Source organism: Vibrio sp. 10N.261.46.A3 (assembly GCF_041472995.1).
Taxonomy (GTDB): domain Bacteria; phylum Pseudomonadota; class Gammaproteobacteria; order Enterobacterales; family Vibrionaceae; genus Vibrio; species Vibrio coralliirubri.
In genome coordinates this window covers 52,940-74,212 of the sequence record NZ_JBFRRH010000037.1, presented here as the reverse complement: position 1 = coordinate 74,212, position 21,273 = coordinate 52,940, and the positions used below count along the sequence as shown (strand labels likewise).

Genomic DNA, 21,273 nt, shown 5'->3' with positions numbered 1-21,273 from the left:
AACGGGTTGGAGTCACCACCAGGTCTTGGACAATCTTATCGTCAAAATCATCGAAGTATTGGTATTCGACTCTAAGCGCCCAATCGTCTGAAAACTGTTTCTCTGCACCGATACCTAAGGCCAAAACAACGTCGTCTTCGTCATCGTGCATGATGTAAGCAGGACCTGCTTTAAAGAAGATATCAAATTGTTGTTTAATCGCTAGTCGATACATTGGGCTTAAAGAAATGGCTACGATAGAATCACTGTATGCTTTGGGCGTTCCGTTGTTGTTAAAGCTGGTATCATAATCACCTAAGTAATCTGCATTCAATTCAAGAGCAATGTTGTCGGTAAAGTTATAACCACCGTAAAGACCACCCGCAACAGAATCATCTTCACACTTTTCACCGCTTACACAAGCGCTATCTAGCCAACCCATACCAACTTTTGCGCCTACGTATGTCGTTGCGGCAATTGATGGAGCAGCAGCGAAACCTGAAGCAGCTATCACAGCACACATGATTTTTGACAATTTCTTCATAATCTTATCCTTGGATTAACTCTTATTGTTATCTGAATGAGCCTTTAAAGCGACGACTTACTGATTGGGACACTGCAGCAGTAAGTCGTTCAAGGCGTAGATTCAGGTCGAACCTATCTTGGAACTGTTGTTACATTGTTAGTGTAGTTGCTTATTTGAGCCAATGAAGTTGTTAAAATTTATATATTTAAGGTGCTATTTACAGAGGTTTTTGTCAATTAATTGTTGTCTCAAATATTGGAAACGAAGAAACCTCGTATCATTTTTAGGTGATACGAGGTTTCTTTTTATGTGTGCGGATTATTGGGCTATCGACCCTGATTTGTCGAAGTTCTAGGAGTTATGGGCGCTCTCCGGCTAACAAACGTTTTTCAATGTCTGCAATGACACCTGGTAGGTCTGCAATGGTATCGATTAGGTAGTGTGGGTTTGATTTGTTTAGCTTAACGCTTGCTTTTTCACGTGCAGCCGCAAGTGTTGTCTCGTCTGCATCTAAATATTCTTGATACGTTAAGCCTGCTTCGTTCCCCGATAATACAAGTCCAACTGTCCACATGCCTGCGTTGTGACCTTCATCGATCCCCGGTGCTGCGTCGTCTACTTTTACACACGCAGCAACGCTAGTTACACCTAGGTCGATTACGTTTTTCAGTGCCATAAATGGAGCAGGGCGACCACCTTGAGGTAAGTCATCGGTCGCTACCACGTTATCTGGTCGGTAACCGTAATCTGCAGCGGCAGGAATTAAAACATCCATCACTTCACGTGGGTAACCTGAACAAGAGCCGATCTTCACGTTCTTCTCTTTAAGGTTATTGACCACTTCTATCGCATTCAAAATAGGTGCTGCGTGATCGGCTACTTTCGCTTTTTGAAGAGGCATGAATGCCGCGTAGATCGCGTCAACGTCTTCACTTGTCATGGAGCGTCCGAACTGAGCCTTCCAACGAGCGTCAACAGCTGGAATTCGACCCACCGCTTGGATGTGGTCCCATTTGCCGATCCCCATAGGTTCACGCGCTTCTGCTAAGTCGATATCAAAGTCGAAACCTTGTCTGAATGCTTCAACGAAAATACTGGTTGGAGCAAATGATCCAAAATCAACGATAGTGCCAGCCCAGTCAAAGATAACCGCTTGGATAGGTGATGTTGTGTTCATAGTCGTGTCCTATTTCTGTTCTCTCCCAGCTCAAGTTGTTCTGGGAGATGAATGATTGTTTTAAGTTATTGGTTAGATGATGGTTTAAAGGTATTCAAAGTCTTTGCAGACTTTTGCTATCGCTTTTTCGAATACAGACAGAGCGACTTCTAGTTCGCTGCTGCTTATGACCAATGGTGGGCTCAACTGAATCACATTACCTTGTGACACCTTGAAACTCAGGCCATCGTTTAGACATTGGTAAAGTACTGCTTCCGCTTCATCGAAAGCTCGGGTTTTGGTGATATGATCGGTGACCAATTCCACCCCCCAGAGCAGGCCGATGCCGCGAACGTCACCAATGACTGGGTACTTCTCTTTCATTAGAAGCAGCTGTTCACGCACGAATACGCTGTCCGCTTGTACTTTTCCAAGTAGGTTTTCTTGCTCAATCACTTCCATGGTGGCGAGTGCGGCCGCGCAACCAATAGGGCTTTTTTCGTGGGTGTAGTGACCAAGAGATACTTGCGCTGCAGTGTTGTATTTATCTTTAGTGATCATGGCTGCGATTGGTACCAAGCCGCCGCCAAAACCTTTACCGATACAAAGAATGTCAGGTTCGATATCAAAAGCTTGGTGAGTGAACCATTCGCCACTGCGACCCATGCCGTTTGGAATGTCGTCGATGATCAACATGACGTTATGCTTATCGCAGATCTCACGGATGCGCTTCCAGTAAGCTTTGCTTGGTACTTGAACGTCTGTGTTACGCACTGCTTCGGCAATGAAGGCACCAATGCCACCTTCTTTTTCAATCACATATTCTAGGTAATCGGCGTAGTGCACATCGCATGTAGCCTCACTTTCACCGCCTGCGTTTTGCCCACGAAGCGGGAAAGCACCACGATAGGAAACCGCTGGTGGAATACGTTCTACGCCAGCCATTAACGGCCCCATGCCTTCGCGGAAACACGCTTCGCCACCCACTGAAATTGCATCGAGTGACGCGCCATGGAATGAGTCCCACAATGACACTACTTTGAAATTGTTGGTGACATGGCGAGCTAGTTTTAGCGCCATGCCGATAACGGATGTGCCACCGGGAGCAAACAACACGCGATTCAAATCACCACCGCAGATCTGTGTGAGTTTCTCAGCACACTGAACCGCAGTTTCATTGGTGAAGCGACGTGGTGAAAATGGCAACGACGCCATTTGCTGAGTCACTTTATTAATGATATGTGGGTGGCCATAACCAAGCTGATGAACATTGTTACCGTGAAAGTCCATGTACTTTTTGCCCGTCGCATCTTGAATGTAGATGCCTTCGGCTGCTTCAAGTGTGTCTAAGCAAGGCGTTGACATGGCTTGATGAAGAAACACGTCAGAGTCACGTTTTAACATCACTTGAGTCGCATCATCGTTTAGCGATTCGTTCCATTTTTCGCGTGCTGGCGTGGTGTTCACATCGCCTTCGCTTCGAAAGTGTGTGGCCTTTAGAATCGGCTCTTGATTGGTCGTCGTCATTATTTGATGTCCCAGTACATAGCATTCTTAACTGCGCCAATGAGAGCTTCAATGTCTGACGGATACACTTCACCGATGTTACCGATTCGGAAGCAGTCTGCGTTTGAAACTTTGCCCGGGTAAATAACAAAACCTTGTTCTTTCAAACGGTCATAGAATTCCTTGAATTGGTAATCGCTATGAGTTGGAGAATAGAAAGAGGTAATGATAGGTGAATGAAGATCATCATTAAGCAGTGGTTCAAAGCCAAGAGAGCGCATACCTGCAACCAAGGTAGTTTGGTTGGTTTGGTAGCGATTATGACGAGCTTCGATACCACCTTCTTGCTCCAATTCAAGTAGAGCTTGGTAGAAAGCACGCACTGTATGAGTTGGAGAGGTGAAGCGCCATTTACCATGGTTGCTTTCCATGCAGTGCCATTGGTCAAACAGGTCAAGGCTTAATGAACGAGCTTGGCCTTTGCATTTTTCCAGTTCCGATTGCTTCGCAATAACAAAGCCGAATCCAGGTACACCTTGAATACACTTGTTTGCCGAGCTGATCATGTAATCGATACCTAAGTCAGCTATATCCATAGGGATGCCACCAAAACTCGACATCGCATCTAGAATGACGGTTTTGTTGTGCTGTTTTGCCAATTTGGCGATGTCTTCGATTGGATTCAACATACCCGTAGTGGTCTCACAGTGCACAATCGCAACGTGAGTAATGTCTGAATCCATAGCCAATGCCGTCTCCATTTCGTTCAAGTCAGGCTGTGATGTTTCACCTGGGGAAACGACATGGCATGGAATGTTTAAGTATTCTGAGATTTGAGCAATACGAGCACCATACGCACCGTTGTCAACAACAAGAAGCTTGCCGCTTTTTGAGATAACGCTACCGATTGTTGCTTCAACTGAAGCGGTGCCGCTACCTTGCATTAGTACGCTTGTATAACCCGTTTGCTTAGTCGCCAAAGTCACTAGCTTGCTACGAATCACTTCAACAACGTCTTTGTTGTATTCATCATCCCAAGTACACCAATCTTTTAGCATCGCTTGGCGAACGGTTTCAGAAGTAGATAGAGGACCCGGTGTCAGTAGTAGGTATTCGTTTCTCATGTTCAATTCTCGTGATTTGTATTTTGGACTATACCAATATTTGCGGTTACTTTAACAACCAATTTAAACGGTCGTAAATAGCCCAAACGTTATTTTCACAAAAGCTTCATATTCAAATTTGTCACTTGTGTTGAGAAGTTTTCCGATCTTTAAATTGCCATTTTTTGTTCATTTAACCGTCATAAAAGTCGATTAGGTTAATACTCGTCATCTGGTACATACCAATGCAAAGGCATGTAATAACAACCTAAATGAATTTATGGGTATAGGTGCCTCTTGATGAGGCTTCTAACTTAAGAAACGTTAAACCTTGGTTACTTCTAAACCTAGGCAGCTTTAAACCTCGATAACTTTTAATTTTGGCAACTTCTCACTTTAGAGTTGAGCCTGACTGGAGAAAATGATGAAAAACCGTTTTATGAAAGGATCACTTGCAGCTTTAGTAACTCTACTAGCTGGTAACGCTTACGCAGCACAGGAAGTGACGGTTTACACTGCTTTTGAAACTGACATTTTAGCTAAATACAAAAATGCTTTCGAAAGTGAAAACCCAGACATCAACATCAAGTGGGTGCGTGATTCAACAGGGATCATGACGGCAAAATTATTGGCTGAGAAAAACAACCCTCGCGCAGAGGTAGTTTGGGGACTTGCTGGTTCTTCAATGGCATTGCTTAAAGAAGAGGGCATCCTGAAACCTTATACGCCTCAAGGTGTAGAAGCATTACGCGCTAACCTTAACGACCCACAGTCTACTCAAGCTTGGTATGGCAATGACGCATTCTTCAATGCAGTTTGCTTTAACGAAGTGGTGGCTAAGCAATTGAACCTACCGGCACCTAAGTCTTGGGATGACCTAACGAAGCCTATCTACAAGGGCCACATCGCTATGCCAAACCCAGCGTCTTCTGGTACGGGCTACATGCAGGTTTCGGCTTGGCTACAAAACATGGGTGAAGACCAAGGTTGGAACTACATGCAGAAGCTAGATCAAAACATTGCTCACTACACGCACTCAGGCTCTAAGCCATGTGTTCAAGCGGGCATGGGCGAAGTCGCTATCGGTATTTCTATGGCGAGCCGTGGTGCTAAGCTGAAAACTCAAGGCGCTCCACTTTCAGTGATTACGCCTGAAGGTATCGGCTGGGAATCTGAAGCGGTAGGCCTTGTTAAGCCTTCTGATGCAGCACAACGTGTTATCGATTGGTCTATTTCTAAAGCGGCGAATGAGCTTTACATCGAAATGTACCCAGTTGTTGGTCACAAAGATGTGACAGGCAAAGCAGAGAACTTCCCTAATGTAGAAAAGAACATGGCAAAAATGGACTTCGCTCGCATGGGCAGCGAACGTGCCGACGTTCTTAAAACATGGTCTGAGAAGTTTGACGCTAAATCAGAGCCAAAATCTTAATCTGACGACCTATTCAGTTACTTAACTATTTAGTTCATTAGAAGTTAGAAATCAGTAAAGGAAGGCTTCGGTCTTCCTTTTTTAGTTTTACGCCTTTAGGTTGAAGTAAGGTACAACAAATGACAAAGCACTACTCATATTGGTTCAAGCAAGCGTTGGAACAAGAGTTTGGCAATATCAATGCGGGGATAGATTCGGCTAAGCCGCTCCAAAAAGACGTCAACTGTGATATCGCCATTGTTGGCGGTGGCTATACGGGTTTATGGACGGCGATTTTAATCAAACAACAGCAACCCGAAAAGCATGTTGTCGTGATTGAAAAAGGCCTATGTGGTAGCGGTGCTTCTGGTGCGAACGGCGGTTGCATGCTGACCTGGTCAACTAAGTATCCGACGCTGAAAAAGCTTTACGGAAAAGAACAAGCGAAATGGTTGGTTAAGGAATCGGAAAAGGTCATATACGAGATCGAAGCCTTCTGTAACGAACACAAGATTGACGCGCATCTATATCGCAGCGGAACTTACTACACGGCGACCAATGAAGCTCAAAAGGGTGGAATGGAGCCTGTTGTTAATGAGCTGGTTAAGCAGGGTATTAATAGCTGGAAGAAGTGCGACAATTCTTTGGCTGATAAAGCGGGATCTGATCGCCACATTGAGGGTTACTACTCAGAAGCTGCGGGTAGTGTGCAGCCAGCGTTATTGGCTAGAGGTTTGCGCCGAGTCGCGCTCGAACTGGGTGTCGAAATTCACGAAAACACAGAAATGACATCACTCGACTATGGCTCTCCCGCTCGAATTCAAACCCAAGGCGGATCAGTATTTGCGGATAAAGTGATTTTGGCACTCAATGCGTGGATGCTCGATCACTTTAAAGAGTTCAAACGCAGCATTGTGGTTGTCTCTTCAGACATGGTGGTGACCAAGCCTATTCCTGAAAAGCTCAAGCAGTTTGGCCCAGAGAAAGGGGCGGCGGTGGTGGATTCGCGTATATTTGTCCATTACTACCGAGATACCCAGGACGGACGACTCATGTTGGGCAAAGGCGGCAATAAATTCTCGTTTGCCAATCAAGTTGAAAGCATGTTTAACCAAACGACTAACTACCTGCCGATTCTCAATCAATCGTTCCAAAAACTGTTCCCTAAATTGGAACAAAGTGAATTCGATTACAACTGGTCTGGCGGCTCAGATCGTTCGGTCACAGGTTTGCCATTTTTCGGTAATCTAAAAGGCCAAAGCAACATCTATTATGGGCTTGGTTATTCAGGCAATGGCGTTGCTCAAACCCGTATGGGCGGAAAAATTTTGTCAGCAATGGTGTTCGATATCGACAATGCTTGGACACGAAGCGGTTTAACTAAAGGCCCATTAGGACACTTCCCGCCAGAGCCATTTCGTTGGGTAGGTGCGATGATGGTGCGTGATGCGGTGCGAAGAAAAGAGAACGCGGAAGATTCGGGTAACACGCCATTGTGGCTAGATAAACAGTTATCCAAACTCGCAGGTGCGGCGGGCAAAGCCGACAAGGTTGAATCATAGATTAATCTGGCGTTTAAATTAGAAGTTTACATTTAGGCTCTCAGTGATTTATGGGCAAGTCACTGAGGGCTTTTAACGTTGAACGAACGGTTAATGCTGAACAAATTGCAATCTTTAATGCTTATTATATCTGCAATATAACTGTCATTTAGCTACTATAAATTTGTCACTCAACTGCAATATTCTCAGTTTAAATTTGGTATATACCATATAGAGAGTGCTGTAGTATGAGCAACCAAACTTATTTGAATATTGAAAACGTTGTAAAGCAATTTGGCCAATTTACAGCGTTAAAAGACATCTCCCTATCGATAGATAAAGGCGAGTTCGTCTGCTTCCTTGGCCCATCTGGCTGTGGAAAAACCACCTTATTACGTGCGATTGCAGGCCTAGACTTACCAACTTCAGGCTCTATTGAGCAGAACGGTAAGGATACGACCTTCTTGCCACCAGAAAAGCGCGACTTTGGCATCGTGTTCCAATCTTACGCTTTGTTTCCAAACCTCACTGTAGAAGAAAACATTGCGATTGGTCTAAAAAATCAAGGCATGTCGACCAAAGAAGCCCTTGAGACGGTTGAGTCTTGGTTAGAAACCATCGGCTTACCAACGTCTGGTCAGAAATATCCAAATCAGCTATCTGGTGGACAGCAGCAGCGTGTTGCTCTGGCTCGCGCATTAGCTCTTTCTCCAGGCTTGTTGCTACTCGATGAACCGCTTTCTGCGTTGGACGCGAAGGTAAGAACACACCTACGTGATGAGATCTGCCAACTGCAACGTAAGTTGGGTATCACCACTATTATGGTGACGCACGACCAAGATGAAGCCCTAACGATGGCTGACCGTATTGTGGTGATGAATCATGGTGTTATCGAGCAGGTCGGTGCTCCTCAAGAGATCTATCAAAAACCCGTCAGTCGTTTTGTGGCTGAGTTTGTTGGCAGCATGAACTTTATTCAAGCTTCTGTTGCAGCTCAAGGCAAGATGCGCATTGCTGAGTCAATGCTGCCGTTACCTGGCTTAGATAATCTCACGCCAAATCAGGGTGATGTTTTCGATATTGCCGTTCGTCCAGAGCAAATCCAGTTTGTTGATCGTTTTAGTGAATCCTTACCTGTGAGAATCGTATCAAGTGAATTCTTAGGAGCGTTTTATCGTGTTGAGTGTCAATTGCAACATGACTCAACGGCGAAAGAGATCATCGTTGATGTACCCGTCAAAGAGTTCAACCGATTGAAGCTGCGTCGCAGTGATATTCGTTACGTGGCGTTTGATCAAGAAGGCCTTAGAGCTTACCCATCGAAAAGCCTGCAAGTGATGAAAGACGAGGCGGCGTAAACAATCATGGAATCGACTCAAATGATGCAATCTAAGCTGCTAATTCAACAACGAGTACAACCTTTTCTGGCTCGGTTAAGCAAAGACAACGTAATTCTGTTTGGGCTGCTGGCCTTTTTGTCTGTGGTCATGACGTTGTTTATCCTGATGCCACTGTGGGCGATGTTGAAAAAGAGTGTTCAGAACGCAGACGGTGAATTTGTAGGTTTAGAGAATTTCGCAACGTATTTTGCGTCTCAAAGCCTATGGCAGTCGGTAGGCAATACGTTCACGCTCGGGTTGTTAGTGACCGTTGTCGTGGGTGTCTTGGCGTTTGGTTATGCCTATGCGCTAACTCGTTCATGCATGCCTTTTAAGGGGCTTTTTCAAGTACTGGGTTCTGCGCCTATTCTTGCTCCGTCACTGCTTCCTGCAATCAGTCTTATCTTCTTATTTGGTAATCAAGGTATCGCTAAAGAAGTCTTGGGTGGCAACTCGGTTTATGGCTTGATTGGTATCTCACTGGGCTTGATATTCTGGACGTTTCCACACGCCTTGATGATTCTGACCACCTCATTAAGAACCTCTGACGCTCGCCTTTATGAAGCAGCACGTGCACTCAATACTTCATCGCTAAAAACCTTTTTCATGGTGACGTTACCTGCGGCAAAATACGGCTTGATCAGCACCTTGATCGTTGTGTTTACGCTGGTGGTTTGTGACTTTGGTGTGCCGAAGGTGATTGGTGGTAGCTACAACGTGTTATCGACTGACATCTTTAAGCAGGTGGTTGGTCAACAGAACTTCTCTATGGGTGCGGTAACCAGTATCTTACTGCTATTGCCTGCGTTGCTTGCGTTTACCGTTGACCGCTGGGTTCAAAAGAAACAGAAGAGCTTGTTTGATACTCGTTCTGTCGCGTACCAACCTGAACCTAGCACGCTACGTGATGGCTTATGTTTCCTTTATTGCACCATCATCTCTGCTGCTGTGGTTATCGTGTTGGGCATGGCGATATATGGTTCGATGGTCACCTTCTGGCCTTGGAACAAAGCGCTAACGCTAAACAACTATAACTTCGCAGAAATGAGTACTTATGGTTGGGCGCCATTCTTCAACTCGTTAACGCTTGGTGCTTGGACTGCGATAATTGGTACTGTTCTGATTTTCCTAGGGGCATACTGTATTGAGAAAGGTCGCGCCTTCGGTCCTGTTCGTCAAGCAATGCAAATGCTTAGTGTTGTTCCGATGGCCGTTCCGGGTATGGTGCTGGGCTTGGGGTATATCTTTTACTTCAATGATTTGAGTAATCCACTCAACTTCTTGTATGGCACGATGGCGTTCTTGGTGATTAATACCGTGGTTCACTACTACACGGTAGGGCACATGACTGCGTTAACGGCATTGAAACAGCTGCCTTCTGAAATTGAAGCAACAGCGGCTTCGGTAAACTTACCGCAATACAAGTTGTTCTTTAAGGTAACGGTACCCGTTTGTCTGCCAGCGATTTTAGATATTGCGACATACCTGTTTATTAATGCACTTACCACGACATCTGCGGTAGTATTCTTGTATTCTACCAATACGATTCCAGCGTCAGTATCAGTACTGAATATGGACGATGCGGGTCAAACGGGTGCAGCAGCAGCCATGGCAGTGATGATCATGATATCGGCAGCGAGTGCGAAGTTGATTCATATGCTAATCAACAAGTTATTCGAGAAGCGCACCCAAGCTTGGCGTAAACGCTAGCGAATCACTTATATTGCAGTTGGCCAAGGAGTGGCTGACGACAAGAACAAGAATGAAAGGAAATGAAGTGCAGTACGTAAAAATCAAAGATGTCATCGTAGAGCAGATAGAGTCGGGGATGTTAACACCACGACAGAAGTTGCCTGCGGAACGTAAGCTGGCCGAATCGTTTGATACGACTCGAGTTACTTTACGTGAAGCCTTATCTTCACTTGAAGCGGAAGGGCGCATTTATCGAGAAGACCGACGTGGTTGGTTTATCTCTCCCGAGCCGCTTCGTTATGATCCAACACAAACGCTGAACTTCACCAATATGGCTCTGTCGCAGAACCGTAAGCCGAAAACAGAGTTGGTGGCGGCGAAAGGCATGTTAGCAACCAAGGAGGCGACTCGGCTTCTTGAGTTACTACCTTTCTCGGACGTTTATCGAGTAGACAGAGTTCGTTACCTTGAAGACAGGCCCGTTGTGTATGTGACTAACTACATTCGACCAGAGTTGTTCCCTAACTTGCTTGATTATGACTTGTCTAAATCGTTGACGGACATCTACCGTGAGCACTTTGGTGTGGTGTATCAGAAGATCCGTTACCGAGTGAGCACAACGTCTTTACTTGGCGAGACAGCGCAAGCCCTGCGTGCGACTTCTGGCTCTCCTGCAATGGTCGTAGAGCGTGTGAACTACAACCAAAACGGCGACCTGATTGACTGTGATATTGAGTATTGGCGTCATGATGCGATCAGTATTGAGTCAATCGCGCAGCTAGAGCGCTAGTCATACGTTAGAACGCGTACATATCTGTAACTCTTTGGGCTTGCCCAATTGAATTGATCAAAGGTCTCTTACCAAGAGGCCTTTTTTATCACCCGTTTTCAGCGACGGCTTTTATAAGTCAGTTAATAAGTTAGGAATGAAATGGAATTTTCTGCCATCGTCATCGTGATAATTTCGGCTCTGCTTCATGCAGGGTGGAATGTCCTAGGTAAATCTAATCAAGGTTCGGGGTCGTCTTTTTTCCTTGCTTCTGGCTTTGCCGCTGCCGCGATCTTGACTCCCTATTTGATTTGGTACGTCTACAGTGTCGGCTTTGCAAACATCACGCTCCTATTCTGGCAGTTACTTCTTTTAAGTGGTATTTGCCAAATCATCTATTTAATCGGCTTAGGCATAGCCTACAAGCAGGCCGATATTGGTGTGATTTACCCAATGGCACGAGCACTGCCCGTGTTGATGGTTGGCTTGGGTACGGTGTTAATAGGGTATGAGTTATCAATCAATCAATGGCTTGGTTTTGCATTGATCACACTGGGTTGTCTGTTTGTCCCGCTTAAGCAGTTTTCTGAATTAAGGCTCAAGGCCTACCTGAATCTTGGCGTACTGTGGGCGTTAATCGCCGCCATCGGTACCACGGGCTATTCGATTATTGATAAAGAGGCGCTTCTATTATTAGAGCCTTTAAGCACGCCTAGCATTACTAATAAACACACCACGATTTTCTACCTAGGTATCCAGTTTTGGGCAATTGTGCTTCCACTGAGCCTGTGGTTGCTCGTGTCGAATCAAAGAATAGAATTTCATAATGCTTGGTTACTACGTAAAAGAGCAACACTTGCTGGCATTATGATGGCTTCGACCTATGGCTTAGTGTTGTTTGCGATGACTATGACAGAGAACGTCAGCTTGGTTGTTGCACTTAGGCAAGTGAGTATCATTTTCGGCGTAGTGATGGGGATCTACTTTTTAAAGGAAAAGTGGCACGCGACTCGCGGTGTAGGCGTATCTCTAATTATTGCTGGTTTGGTTATCTCATTGACTTAAAAGACTTTTAAATCTCCCTTACTGCTTGTAATGTGACTTTTCAGTCACATTATCCTTATTGATAGCAAACGTTTTACTAATGTTAAAGATGTGAACCTTCTCATAGACAAGGTTGTAAAGTTACCGGTAACATTCATTTCAACGTTACCGGTAACATATAATTACAAACCGGACTCTGTGAAACTCATAAGGATACCCAAATGAAAGCTCTGACTAAAACGCTGATTGCTGCTTCCCTCACTGGTCTATTTGCTACTTCAGCAATGGCTGCAGACTTTAAACTTAAGATTCAATCTTCAGATCCATCTGGTGATTTGAACTTCAAGGTTCAGCAGAAGTGGGCTGAGCGAGTAGAGACGATGTCTAACGGACGTATTGATATCGATCTATTGCCTGTTGGCGCTGTGGTTAAACACACAGAAACGCTTGGCGCGATCAAAATGGGCATCCTAGATGGCCACATCACAGCAACAGGTTATTTCTCTGGTAAAGATCCAGCATTCGGTCTTATCGGTAACATGGTTGGTGCGTGGTCTGATACAACACAACTGCTTCAGTACATGAACTACGGTGGCGGTAACGAGCTAATGACTGAACTGTACAAGCCTTACGGTGTTCAGTTCGTTGGTGCTTCTACAACGGGTGTTGAGTCTTTCATTTCTAAAAAACCAATCGACGGTGTAGCAGATCTTAAAGGTCTTAAGCTTCGTGCTCCTGAAGGTTTAGTACAACAAGTGTTTGCAGCTGCGGGTGCGACTCCGGTAAACCTGCCAGGTTCTGAAGTATTTACCGGCTTAAGCAAGGGGGTAATTGATGCCGCGGACTACACGGTATTCTCTACCAACCAAAAAGCGGGCATGAACGATATTGCAACGCATCCAGTTCAACCGGGTTTCCACTCATTGCCGCTTATCGACATCTCTGTATCTCAGAAAAAATGGGACAAGATGCCAGCTGATCTACAAACGATTCTACAAACATCAGTGCGTGACTTCTCTTACGACATGACAACTCAACTGAAAATGGCTGACCAAGCTGCAGTTAAAGAAGCACAAGCGAACCCAGAAATTACTATCCACGACTGGTCTCAAGAAGAGCGTAAGAAGTTCCGTGAAATCGCTAAAGGTCAGTGGAAAGTCTTCGCAGAGCGTTCTGATAACGCGCAGAAAGTTTATAACTCAGTGACTGTGTTCTTAGAAGAAAACGGCTTGCTGTAACTTAAACTTAGCTTACTGACGGGGGAGGGCATTGCTCTCCCGTATTCTCCCAGGAAATTTGGCCCATGACAGACAAAACCCCCCACGCCCCAGCTGAAAACGACGAACAGCCAAGAAACGTACTTGATCGTCTTATTATAAAGTTCAGTAACCTCGTTAGCTGGCTGTTTATCTTTACTGTATTGATTTCATTTTACGAAGTTGTGATGCGTTATGCATTTGATGCCCCGACCACATGGGTACATGAAACAGCTTCTTTCATCGGTGGTTCTTTATTCATTATTGGTGGCATCTACGCTTTTGCCGCGAATAAGCACGTACGTGTGGTTCTTATTTACGATTCAGTCTCTAACCAAACACGTAAATATCTTAATCTTGTTCACCACATTGTTGGTTTGGCTTTTGCTGGCATGCTTGCTTACGCGGCTTATTTCACTGCAGAAGAAGCGTGGTTTGCACCATGGGGCGAATTCCGCCTTGAAACATCAGGCTCAGTGTTAAACGCACCTTATCCTGCGCTGTTGAAAGGCCTGATCTTTGTCGTTTTGTGTGTTCTTGTTATCCAGTTTGTATTGCACCTAATCCAAGAGTTGATGGGTCTAAGGAAGAATGACGATGTTTGATTTATCTTCTATTGGTATCGCATGGGGCAGTTTGCTCATGTTGGTTATGATGATTGGCTTGCTCCTGACGGGTATGCAGCTTGCGTTCGTAACTGGCTTTGTCGCGATTTTCTTCACTCTATGTTGGTTTGGCCCTGATGCTTTACCTTTGATTGCGAGCCGTACTTACAGTTTTGCTTCTGGTTATGTGTTTCTCGCAGTACCGATGTTTGTATTGATGGCCGCTTTACTAGACCGTTCGGGCATTGCTCGTGATTTGTTTGATGCAATGAAATCTGTCGGCCGTAAGGTTCGCGGTGGCGTTGCGGTACAAACGTTATTGGTAGCTGTGTTACTGGCTTCAATGTCAGGTGTTATCGGTGGCGAAACTGTACTACTAGGTATTCTTGCACTGCCTCAAATGCTTCGTTTAGGTTACGACCGTAAGCTTGCTATTGGTACAACCTGTGCGGGTGGCGCGCTTGGCACCATGCTTCCGCCAAGTATCGTATTGATCATCTATGGTATGACAGCGAGTGTGTCGATTGGCGACCTATTCAAGGCTTCTTTCTTACCAGCGTTTATCCTTGCGGGCTGTTACATCGGCTACGTATTGATTCGTTGTAAGCTGAACCCTTCTCTTGCTCCTCTTCCAAGTGATGATGAGACAGAAGAAGACTTAGCGAATCAACCTAGCTACTTCAAGGCTCTGTTCTTCCCTCTGCTTTCTGTAGCAACCGTTCTCGGTAGTATCTATACAGGTATTGCTTCAGTAACGGAAGCTTCGGCTTTGGGTGTCGTCGGCATCATGATCAGCGCGCTTATCCGCGGTGAATTGAACTTCAATATGCTGAAAGAGAGTGCCATCGCAACTATGCGCACCTGCGGCATGATCATGTGGATCGGCATTGGTGCAAGTGCTCTGGTTGGTATCTACAACCTAATGGGTGGCATCGACTTTGTTGAAGAAACGATCCTTGCACTCAGTGGCGGCAACGCAACAGTAACACTGCTAATCATGATGGCTATCTTGCTGGTTTTAGGCATGTTCCTTGACTGGGTAGGTGTGGCACTTCTAACAATGCCAATCTTCGTTCCAATCATCACTGGCCTTGGTTTCGACCCAGTTTGGTTTGGTGTTGTGTTCTGTCTAAATATGCAGGTGTCTTTCTTGTCACCACCATTTGGTCCCGCGGCGTTCTACTTGAAATCGGTAGCACCAAAAGACATCAGCTTAGGTGAGATTTTCTCTTCACTACTGCCATTCATTGCACTTCAAGTATTGGTTCTGGCACTGGTTATTATCTTCCCTCAGCTCGCGCTTTGGTGGCAATAACAACGAAGGTTCCAGAGTGAATTTAACGCTCAGGAACCGATCAGCAGCAACACAAGTTTAACTATTAGATTCGATTGTCAGCCCCAGTTTTGGTTGGGGCTTAGGGAAGGCTTGCCTTATGAAAAGTAAAAAAATACTCGTGATGGGCGTATCTGGATGCGGAAAAAGCCTGATTGGTAGCCGTATCACACAGGCTTTAGATCTTCAATTCTTTGATGGCGATGACTTCCATCCGCAAAGCAATGTAGAAAAAATGCGCCAAGGTATTCCGCTGACTGACGAAGATCGTCAAGGATGGCTAGAAACACTTAACAAGCAATACATTGAACAACCAAGTGCTGTGATTGCTTGCTCTGCATTGAAACCACAATACCGCGACATTCTACGAAAGAACAATGAAGGCTTAGTTATCGTGTACCTACAAGGTAGCTTCGACACTATTTGGAACCGCCATAAAGCGCGTGAGAACCATTACTTCAATGGTCAAGAAATGTTGAAAAGCCAATTCGCAACCTTGGTTGAACCGAGTGAAGGCGAGGCGTTGTTTGTTGATATCTCACAAGATGTTGAACAGGTAGTAGAAAGTGCACTCAAACAAATTAAGCAGATAGGCTAAACCATGACTCAGACAAAAAATGACATTGCGATGATTGGTTTAGGAGTGATGGGTAAAAGCCTGGCACTCAACCTACTTGATAATGGCTTCAATGTCGCAGGCTTTGATCTCAATACAGACAACATTGAGCGTGCTAGCTCTGAAGCGAAGCAGCTCAATGAGACATTTGAAGGAAAAGGCCTCTTTACTAGTGGTGTTAATCTTGAAGATATTCTTCAGGGGTTAGCGAAACCACGAGTGATTGCATTGTCGGTTCCGGCAGGAAAACCGGTTGATATCGTGGTAAGTAACTTGCTAGAAGCCGGTTTAGAGCGCGACGATATTGTTATCGATACAGGCAATAGCTTATGGACTGATACTGAAGCCCGAGAAGTGAATTACAAAGGCAAACTACGCTTCTTTAGTACAGCTGTTTCTGGTGGTGAAGAAGGGGCTCGTGTTGGCCCCGCGTTGATGGCTAGTGGTGACCCATCAGCTTGGCAATATGTGAAGCCGATGTGGGAAGCGATTGCTGCGAAAGTCGATGCGAACGGTTTGCCTGTCGCTCAGTTTGAAGCCGGTGAAGCGTGCGCTGCGTATGTTGGCCCCTCGGGCACTGGGCACTATGTGAAAATGGTGCATAATGGTATTGAGTACGCTGACATGCAGCTTATTTGCGAAGTGTATCAGTTCATGCGTGATGTACTTGAAATGCCTGCTCAAGAGATCGGCAAAGTCTTTGACCAATGGAATAATGGCGTCCTTAATAGTTATTTGATGGAAATTAGCGCCGATATTCTTCAACAAGAAGATGTGGTGACGGGTAAGCCATTCGTTGATGTTGTGCTTGATAAGGCTGGTCAAAAAGGCACTGGCTTATGGACAGCAGTAAACAGTTTGCAAGAAGGTTGCCCAACGCCAACCATTGCACAGGCGGTTTATGCGCGTGCGATGAGTGGTAAAAAAGCACAGCGTGTTCAAGGTAGCAAACTGCTAAGGGGCAATATTACCGATGCGAGTCAGCTAGATAAAACTGAAGTCATCTTAGAACTTCATGATGCTCTGTATTGCGCCAAACTGTCTGTTTATGCGCAAGGTTTTGATTTACTGAAAACAGCGTCAGACAAAGAGGGTTGGAATCTCGATTTCACTCAAATAGCTAAGATCTGGCGTGCGGGTTGTATTATTCGCGCGGCCTTCTTACAAAGCATCACGTCGGCTTACCAACAAAATAGAGAACTTGCGAACTTGTTGTTTGATGAGGCTTTCATTAAACAAGTAGAAGAGCGCGAACTAGCTTGGCGTATCGCGGTAGCGAATTCAGCTTTGTATGGTGTGCCGATGCCAGGAATCAGTTCTGCATTAAGCTACTTTGACTCATTGCGTTGTGAGGTGTTGCCTGCGAATTTACTGCAAGCACAACGTGATTACTTTGGTTCTCATACCTATTCACGAGTGGATAGAGAAGAAGTCGAAAAGTTCCATGTCACTTGGAGTCAGTCCCCAAGAACAGAAGTAAAAGTTAACGCTTAAATAATCAATAACGCCCTCTACTGAGGGCGTTTGTATTTATGACGCTATATCAATATTTTACTAAATTAGACTTCAATTTCTACGTCAGTTGGATACACTGTTACCAGTAACATAATTCATAACTATAACAATTAAATACTATGTCGAATAAGAAAAAACGTCCCACATTACAAGATGTTGCCAACCTAGTTGGTGTCACCAAAATGACCGTCAGTCGCTGTCTGCGAGACTCTTCTCAAGTGTCTGAAGCTCTGCGAGACAAGATCAACGCTGCAGTCGACGAGCTCGGTTATATCCCTAATCGAGCACCAGACATCCTTTCCAACGCTAAAAGTAATGCTATCGGTGTTCTTGTCCCCTCGTTAACTAACCAAGTTTTCGCCGAAGTTATCCGTGGCATTGAACAAGTTACCGCGCCTGCGGGCTACCAAACCATGATTGCCCACTATGGTTATAGCGCTGAACTGGAAGAACAAAGCATCGCTTCGCTGCTTTCGTACAATGTGGATGCGATTATTCTGTCTGAGAATGTTCACACCGATAGATCTCGAAAAATGCTGCAGACCGCTTCGATTCCTGTGATTGAGATTATGGACTCGGTATCGCCAAGAATTGAACAAGCTGTTGGCTTTGATAACTTCGAAGCGGCTAGAGCCATGACCAAAACCATGCTCGACAGAGGACGCACCAATATCGCTTACTTAGCGGCTCGGATGGATGAGCGAACTCGCTTAAAAATGGCGGGCTACGAACATGCGATGCAAGAAGCTGATAAAGCGCCCGTGACTCTGCAAACGGAAGACGCGTCCTCGTTTACGCTTGGTGCGAAACTGATTGGTGAGTTACTAGAGAAGCACCCTGAAGTGAATGGCATTTTCTGTACCAACGATGATTTAGCAATCGGTGCTTTTTACGAATGTGTACGTCGTGGTATTCAAGTACCAGAGCAGATGGCGATTGCAGGTTTCCACGGGCACGACATCACAGTGGCAATGACGCCTCGTTTAGCGACTGTAGTAACACCAAGGGAGCAGATTGGTAAAGTCGCTGCACAGCAAATTGTAGCTCGTTTACAAGGCAATAAAGAATGGGTAGCGAAGCTGGATCTCGGTTACGAGATTGAAGTGGGTGAGAGTATCTAATTTTACATTTCAGCTTTGCTCTTCATTGGATTCAAACTAAAACGCCCTTAGCGATACGAATTTCGTTAAGGGCGTTTTCTCTTTATCTAGTAAGAAGCTCTAGGTAGTAAAATACTTAACCCGCTAAATCTTGAGCATCTTGTTGTTTCAGAACTTTGTGACCATCTTCAGTGACGCCACGTTTCCAGTAGCTGCTGATATAGATGTTCTCTTTTTCAACTTCTTTTTCGTTGCGGAAGTATTGTCTTAGCTCGCGCATGTTTTCGAATTCACACGCAGTCCATACTGAAACCTGACCTTCTAACCACTCTGTGTTACGCACGGTTTGTGAAAGTGATTCTGAGGTTTCATCTTCAATCAACCAGGTTACTTTGATGCCTTGAGGGGTTTCAAGTGCTTGCTTATCTGCTGCTGAGTTGATCTGAATGATAGCGTGACCCGTTGCTGTTTCTGGGAGCGTTTTTACTTTTGCAGAAAGCGCAGGTAGGGAAGTCATGTCTGCAACTAAGAAGAACCAATCCGACTCTAGATTCAGACCTTGAATTAAACCAGGGCCAGCCACTGAAACCGTGTCGCCCACTTTTGCGTTCATTGCCCATCGAGCCGCAAAACCACATTGCAAATCTGTAGTGATATGGCGAACAAAATCAACTTCAATCCACTGCTCTACAGGGTTGTACTGACGAATGGTGTAAGTGCGCATAGTTGAGCGTTCACCTTCGTTTAATTGGCTTAAATCAGTCGTGCCGAGTGGCGAGAATAAAAGCTTGATGTAGCCGCCGGCACATTCTGTTGGGTATTTACTTAATCCCTCACCGCTAAGCGTTATGCGCTGCATGTTTGGAGTAATTGTTGAGGTTTGAGTAACGGTTAATGTGATAGGGCTAGGCTTGCTCATATAAGGCTCTCTTAGATTTTGATTTCCACATCATAATCCTGAACTAAAAAACACTCAATACTAATAGTTATCATTTACTTTGATTTACACATGTACTACCTAACTTATATTACAGATCCGATTAAGAAACGGATCCTACAAAAAAGAGCCCTTTAGAAAACTAAAGGGCTCTTAGGATTGATTTGACTCAGCGAACAGAATTAGTTGTTTGCTTGCTCTAGTTCAATCGTTTCGTCAGCGGCTTTCGCAGCTTCTAGCATCTTACGAATAATGAACGATGCTGCCATTGCGATACCTACCATCACGACTGCAAGAACAGTGAGCATTTGGAAGTAATCACCGTAAACCGTTTGCACGATCTCTTGTGTGATCTCTTGACCTTTCTCTAGTGCAATAGACGTTGAGAATACCGCGCCAACAATGCCTGACAGTGCGATAGCAACAGAGAACAAGCTTACTGAGAAGTTCTCAATGTGCTTAGGCGCAACAGACAGGATGAAGGCTACAACCATTGAGCCTACAATCACTTCACCGAATGCTAGGAAGAAGTGAATCGCTAGGAAGACTTCTGGGCGGATCAGAACATCGTCACCCACTGTCGTTACTGCCATCGTAAGGATACCGAAAGCGATAGCCGTAAGGATGAAAGAGAAACCGACTTTGGTTGCAGTTGAGAAGTTAATGTTTTTCTTTTCTAGGTTAGAGAAGATACCCGCGATGATAGGGCCAGCAACCATACACCATAGTGGGTTCATTGCCATTGAAGCTTCAGGTGCGACAGGGATGAAGCCAAATAGATCGCCACGCATTGTGTTGATCGCTACCATTGTCATCGAAGTCATCATCTGACCGTAGTAAACGAAGAAACATGTCGTCAGGAATGTGATGATTAAGATAGTGCCCATTTTTAGCATGTCTGATTTCTTCGATTTCATCATCAAAGAGACAAAGTAGATAATCGCTGCACCACCAATTGCGTATACGATGTTTTGGCCAATATCCATGTTAGAGAACATGAAGAACACCAAACCGATCATTGCTGCAGAAAGACCAAGGAAGGCTGCCCAGTTTTTAGTGCTTACTGGTTTTTGGTCGATTTCAGCGCTTGCTTCAACAAGGCCTTTACGAGCAAAGATCATCATCAGAAGTGCGGCGCCGGCTAGAACCGCTGAAAGAAGGAAACCACCGTGGAAACCAACAACAAGCACTAGCATTGGGAACAGGTATTGGCCTAACAGAGCACCAATATTGTTTACTGAGTAGTTGATTGGGTAGCAGTTCTCAAAATCTTCTTGAGTTTTGAACGTGCGTTTGTAAAGACTTGGGTAAGAAGGGGACATCAAACCACGTGCATAACTTGCTAACGCAATACCACATAATGCCATCGGAACATTGGTTGCTGCTGCACCAAGTACCAGTAGAACGTAACCACTTGCGAAGCCTAGGAAGGCAATGGTTAAAGATCGGTAAGCGCCTAAAAACTTGTCGGCGATAAAGCCACCTGCAATAGCAAATAGCGGTCCGATTGCAGAGAAAGCACCAACAACCATCATGGTGTCGGCTTCATTGTAGTTCAGATCTTCAAGGAAGAAACGAGTCAAGATCACCATGACGCCATAGAACGAAAGCCCGAACATCATTTGGCAGAACATCATTGATTTGTTTAATCTATTCCACATTATTTTATTCTCACATTTGTATTAATATGTAGTGTAATTACCCGATTATAATATCATTACTAGTAATACATAAACTGAAACATCTGTCCCAAACAGAACTTTACTCGATATATCTTTTCTTATGAGTGCATTCATATTTCTCAT

Annotated in this window: 18 protein-coding genes; 12 read left to right on the top strand and 6 right to left on the bottom strand. The window is 44.9% G+C overall.

What is annotated here, in order from left to right; translation table 11 throughout:
- The 4 genes from AB4484_RS10675 to phnW all read right to left on the bottom strand — a co-directional run.
- Nucleotides 1–523 (bottom strand): outer membrane beta-barrel protein (locus tag AB4484_RS10675; protein ID WP_372077996.1); only part of this gene is annotated, 523 nt, incomplete at its 3' end.
- 340 nt (nucleotides 524–863) lie between these two features.
- Entirely contained in the window at nucleotides 864–1,682 is an 819-nt protein-coding gene (gene phnX / locus AB4484_RS10670) for a phosphonoacetaldehyde hydrolase (protein WP_048608839.1), read from the bottom strand.
- Between the two features lie 84 nt (nucleotides 1,683–1,766).
- Nucleotides 1,767–3,188 (bottom strand): aspartate aminotransferase family protein, encoded by a 1,422-nt coding sequence (locus AB4484_RS10665; protein ID WP_372077994.1) that lies wholly within the window; start codon nucleotides 3,186–3,188, stop codon nucleotides 1,767–1,769.
- The gene (phnW, locus tag AB4484_RS10660; protein ID WP_048608835.1) at nucleotides 3,188–4,291 is read right to left on the bottom strand and encodes a 2-aminoethylphosphonate--pyruvate transaminase; all 1,104 of its coding nucleotides are present in this window, start codon (nucleotides 4,289–4,291) and stop codon (nucleotides 3,188–3,190) included. The genes AB4484_RS10665 and phnW overlap by 1 nt, the downstream gene beginning before the upstream one ends.
- Nucleotides 4,292–4,691: 400 nt before the next feature.
- Between phnW and AB4484_RS10655 the strand changes: the two genes are divergently transcribed.
- The 12 genes from AB4484_RS10655 to gntR all read left to right on the top strand — a co-directional run bounded on the left by AB4484_RS10655 (nucleotide 4,692) and on the right by gntR (nucleotide 18,552).
- Nucleotides 4,692–5,702: a putative 2-aminoethylphosphonate ABC transporter substrate-binding protein gene (locus AB4484_RS10655; RefSeq protein ID WP_017079669.1), complete on the top strand. Its 1,011-nt coding sequence runs from the start codon at nucleotides 4,692–4,694 to the stop codon at nucleotides 5,700–5,702.
- A gap of 119 nt (nucleotides 5,703–5,821) precedes the next feature.
- On the top strand, nucleotides 5,822–7,243 hold the full coding sequence (locus tag AB4484_RS10650) for an FAD-dependent oxidoreductase (protein WP_372077991.1): 1,422 nt from the start codon (nucleotides 5,822–5,824) through the stop codon (nucleotides 7,241–7,243).
- A 227-nt stretch (nucleotides 7,244–7,470) separates the two neighbouring features.
- Nucleotides 7,471–8,580 carry a putative 2-aminoethylphosphonate ABC transporter ATP-binding protein gene (locus AB4484_RS10645; protein ID WP_372077989.1) on the top strand — a complete coding sequence of 370 codons (1,110 nt, stop codon included), beginning with the start codon at nucleotides 7,471–7,473 and terminating at the stop codon, nucleotides 8,578–8,580.
- A gap of 21 nt (nucleotides 8,581–8,601) precedes the next feature.
- Entirely contained in the window at nucleotides 8,602–10,311 is a 1,710-nt protein-coding gene (locus AB4484_RS10640) for a putative 2-aminoethylphosphonate ABC transporter permease subunit (protein ID WP_372077987.1), read from the top strand.
- Nucleotides 10,312–10,378: 67 nt separating this feature from the next.
- Nucleotides 10,379–11,083, top strand: coding sequence for a phosphonate utilization transcriptional regulator PhnR (phnR, locus tag AB4484_RS10635; RefSeq protein WP_372077998.1), 705 nt, complete (start codon nucleotides 10,379–10,381; stop codon nucleotides 11,081–11,083).
- Nucleotides 11,084–11,224: 141 nt separating this feature from the next.
- Nucleotides 11,225–12,127: a multidrug transporter gene (locus tag AB4484_RS10630; RefSeq protein WP_372077985.1), complete on the top strand. Its 903-nt coding sequence runs from the start codon at nucleotides 11,225–11,227 to the stop codon at nucleotides 12,125–12,127.
- Nucleotides 12,128–12,327: 200 nt separating this feature from the next.
- A complete protein-coding gene (locus AB4484_RS10625) occupies nucleotides 12,328–13,344 on the top strand; it encodes a TRAP transporter substrate-binding protein (protein WP_048608825.1) in 1,017 nt (338 codons plus the stop codon).
- A 65-nt stretch (nucleotides 13,345–13,409) separates the two neighbouring features.
- Nucleotides 13,410–13,967 (top strand): TRAP transporter small permease subunit, encoded by a 558-nt coding sequence (locus tag AB4484_RS10620; RefSeq protein WP_372077983.1) that lies wholly within the window; start codon nucleotides 13,410–13,412, stop codon nucleotides 13,965–13,967.
- On the top strand, nucleotides 13,960–15,282 hold the full coding sequence (locus AB4484_RS10615) for a TRAP transporter large permease subunit (RefSeq protein WP_048608821.1): 1,323 nt from the start codon (nucleotides 13,960–13,962) through the stop codon (nucleotides 15,280–15,282). Before AB4484_RS10620 ends, AB4484_RS10615 begins: the two co-directional genes overlap by 8 nt.
- 118 nt (nucleotides 15,283–15,400) lie before the next feature.
- Nucleotides 15,401–15,898: a gluconokinase gene (locus AB4484_RS10610; RefSeq protein WP_372077981.1), complete on the top strand. Its 498-nt coding sequence runs from the start codon at nucleotides 15,401–15,403 to the stop codon at nucleotides 15,896–15,898.
- 3 nt (nucleotides 15,899–15,901) lie between these two features.
- On the top strand, nucleotides 15,902–17,410 hold the full coding sequence (gndA, locus tag AB4484_RS10605; protein WP_372077979.1) for an NADP-dependent phosphogluconate dehydrogenase: 1,509 nt from the start codon (nucleotides 15,902–15,904) through the stop codon (nucleotides 17,408–17,410).
- A 140-nt stretch (nucleotides 17,411–17,550) separates the two neighbouring features.
- Nucleotides 17,551–18,552, top strand: a complete 1,002-nt coding sequence (gene gntR, locus AB4484_RS10600; protein ID WP_333912631.1) for a gluconate operon transcriptional repressor GntR — start codon at nucleotides 17,551–17,553, stop codon at nucleotides 18,550–18,552.
- A gap of 115 nt (nucleotides 18,553–18,667) precedes the next feature.
- Here the strand turns inward: gntR and AB4484_RS10595 are convergent, their stop codons facing one another.
- The gene (locus AB4484_RS10595) at nucleotides 18,668–19,450 is read right to left on the bottom strand and encodes a siderophore-interacting protein (RefSeq protein WP_372077976.1); all 783 of its coding nucleotides are present in this window, start codon (nucleotides 19,448–19,450) and stop codon (nucleotides 18,668–18,670) included.
- 200 nt (nucleotides 19,451–19,650) lie between these two features.
- Nucleotides 19,651–21,129 (bottom strand): peptide MFS transporter, encoded by a 1,479-nt coding sequence (locus AB4484_RS10590; RefSeq protein WP_372077974.1) that lies wholly within the window; start codon nucleotides 21,127–21,129, stop codon nucleotides 19,651–19,653.
- Nucleotides 21,130–21,273 lie beyond the last annotated feature (144 nt).